The organism is Marivita hallyeonensis (assembly GCF_900129875.1).
GTDB lineage: Bacteria > Pseudomonadota > Alphaproteobacteria > Rhodobacterales > Rhodobacteraceae > Marivita > Marivita hallyeonensis.
Window position 1 is genome coordinate 1 of the sequence record NZ_FQXC01000016.1, and the last position, 2,604, is coordinate 2,604.

The 2,604-nt window shown below is 52.5% G+C and carries 4 protein-coding genes; 1 reads left to right on the forward strand and 3 read right to left on the reverse strand.

The annotated features are described in order from the left end of the window. On the reverse strand, nt 1-190 hold a 190-nt coding region (locus tag BUA42_RS21365), incomplete at its 3' end, for a hypothetical protein (RefSeq protein WP_218588661.1). Nucleotides 191-195: 5 nt separating this feature from the next. Between BUA42_RS21365 and BUA42_RS20760 the strand changes: the two genes are divergently transcribed. Then, the gene (locus BUA42_RS20760; protein ID WP_072780262.1) at nt 196-621 is read left to right on the forward strand and encodes a hypothetical protein; all 426 of its coding nucleotides are present in this window, start codon (nt 196-198) and stop codon (nt 619-621) included. Nucleotides 622-693: 72 nt separating this feature from the next. Here the strand turns inward: BUA42_RS20760 and BUA42_RS21370 are convergent, their stop codons facing one another. Both BUA42_RS21370 and BUA42_RS20770 read right to left on the reverse strand, forming a co-directional pair. Then, entirely contained in the window at nt 694-1,092 is a 399-nt protein-coding gene (locus BUA42_RS21370) for a hypothetical protein (RefSeq protein ID WP_218588662.1), read from the reverse strand. Nucleotides 1,093-1,387: 295 nt separating this feature from the next. Further along, the gene (locus BUA42_RS20770) at nt 1,388-2,389 is read right to left on the reverse strand and encodes a hypothetical protein (protein WP_072780264.1); all 1,002 of its coding nucleotides are present in this window, start codon (nt 2,387-2,389) and stop codon (nt 1,388-1,390) included. Between the last annotated feature and the right edge of the window lie 215 nt (nt 2,390-2,604).

A 2,604-nucleotide genomic window follows, 5' to 3' on the forward strand; every position in this document is an offset into this window, starting at 1 on the left:
CAAAAACACTACCTTTGACCGCGATTACAGCGGGTTGAGAAAGCTCACGCAGGTCAAGTACAAGATGTAGTAGGTCGAGTTTTTCACCTAAATCGGTCGTTTTAGCCGCATTGGTTTTGGCCAGAATTTTTTGGAAGAGTTCTCGATCTTGAGATGTTCGTGTTACCTTGAAGCATGGAGCATGGAGCATGGAGCATGGAGCATGCGGACAAGACACACGAAGGAAGCCGCAAGACATGGGCCAAAGCAATTTTCATTTCGGTCTTCTTGTGCATTTGGCTAACGCTAATGACCGCAGGGCTTATGGCTGGGGCCTGCCGCCAAGACCGATATCAAGGTGAGAAAAAGCTTCGCTTCTGCAACATCTCCCTGACCGCAGCCGAACCGTTCAAGATATTCCCTATCGAACGGGCAAAAGGCTCAATTATCCACCTTGAAAGAGGTATCGCGTTAGCTCAGATGGAACACGATGAAGATGCGATTGATGCTTTCGCTCAGGCCGTCATTTCATCAAGAGTGACACGCGGTTCGTTCGAAAGAGAACTGCACAAGCGTATGCGTGGCCTCGAAGATGAACGCATCGTTGCCCTTTGGAATTCAGTGGTTCGAGCTATCGAATGATCTCTTTAGTCAGCCAAAACTCGTACGTTTTAGGAAATTCCAGAAACCACCGTTTTAGGAAAGCTGGCGCAATCATTCACCAAAAAATTGGAACTTTTTTCGAGGCAGGATGAAGGCTGCTACAGCCCCAACAAGATAGACTGGCACTATTATTTCGGGGAACATCTGTGGGAGACGAAGTGCAACCTGAACGCCTGCTATGATGCCAATCGGGTGTCCGAACCCGATCAAAGCGCCAGCAAGCGCACCTACGAGGGGAAATGCGGCACAAATCCAAAGTAGGTCTTGCCACCAAGACTGCCCCATTCTTGAAAAGATATTCCAAGCCCAAATGCCTGCGGCAAACCCAGAAGTGGCTCCCACATGATATCGGCTAAATGGTGAATGCCCTGAATTGACATTAGCTTCATAAACAAAGCCCGACACACTTGCACAAATGACTGCTAAAAGAACACTTATCCATCGGTTCACCGGGAAGCACCTCACCATTAGTCAAAAGCATCTTATCTGATCCCGCTGCTAGTACTAGGCTCGAACAAATCATTCAGCACAAAAGGGAAAGTCTACTAGATCAATGTTTTAATTATAATTTATTTTCGCATAGTACGGGTGTTATGTGATGCGGCTGGAGTAGGGTGTGTGCTTGCACGCACCACCATGCAAACTGTTTGTCGTATCATCTGCCACTGGAGACCCCTTTACGCCTCATGGGTTCGAGATAATCGCTGAACGTGATGTCACCGGCGGACGCCGGGACCGGATCGCGTCACCCGTCTTCACGGCGCATCGGGAAGTAGGCGGCCACATCACGCGCAAGGGCGCTGGTCGGATCAACCCACTCGAGCGTCCCATTCTCCGCACGGCGAATATCGTGGCTTGGGTCATAATTATGCTCGACAAGAATCGTTTGCCGCTCACGGTAATGTCGGTTCTCGAAATCCCCGTGCCACAGGTGACAGACGGTGTTGTCAATCACATTGAGCGACTGACCCACACTTGCACGCAAGCGATGCGCCCAAGCATTCACATCCGCCCTCAGACATCCGCCATGGTACTCGATGTCCAGGAGGCCATCGAGCCAGTCGCGCATCGCGCACGCAAGAAGCACATCACCGCTCCCGAGAATTGCGCCCTCATACAGTCCACAAGCGTCGATCTCTGCGCGCCGCGCCGCCCAGGCGATCCCGCTTGCAATCCGCGCGCGCGGATGCGGGGTGCTTCGCTTCGCTCTGTTCGGGTCACGTTCACGCACACGTGCCGTCAGAAATGCGTCCCGATCGGTCGCGCCAGCCGCGAAACTGGATTGTGAGAAGAAGGGACCGGCCTTCAGCAGATCTTCGAGCGATTGCGCGGATTGCGTCGTCTCTTTGGTGAGGTGATGCACGGTCTCGAAAAGCTGCACCAAGCCACTGTCCGCTGCCAGACGCTCGGTCGTAAGCCTTGGCCAGTCCGGGTTCGAAAACACGACATCGCAATCGACCCAAGCGACGAATTCAACCTCCGACGGAAGCCGGGAAATCGCGATATTGAGCAGATTCTCTTTTTGCCACAGCCGATCTTCCCCCGTCAGTTGGATCACCTGATCCGCGTCAGAAGATGACAATTCGAACGCACCGTTTCGTTCTAATTCGACCACCAGAAGGGGAACTGACAGATGCTTGCGGAAGGTCTGAAAATTCTCGTAGCGCTGACGATATTTTGCAGGATTGAAATACGAGGTCACCACCCAGAGAGAGGCTGTCCCGATTGTTCGGGCCGTGTCCGTCATTCACAGCGCTCCGTCATCTCATTTCCCGCCGTCACAGTTTCGCTTGACAGCCGGGTCTATCGCAAAGTGTGGCGGACCCCAAGGGCGCTTGGACAAACGGATCATAACGGCATAAAATCAACATAAAACGTGTGTGGATGCCCCGTTTACTGTGAGTGAATTCTAAGCTTTGGAACGCCTGATCGGGTGCAGTCATGTGTCCGGCCTCTGAAGTG

Excerpts from the sequence above, each read along its gene's own strand:
- BUA42_RS20760 (WP_072780262.1), top strand. The coding sequence starts at position 196 with ATGGAGCATGCGGACAAGACACACGAAGGAAGCCGCAAGACATGGGCC.
- BUA42_RS20770 (WP_072780264.1), bottom strand. The coding sequence starts at position 2,389 with ATGACGGACACGGCCCGAACAATCGGGACAGCCTCTCTCTGGGTGGTG.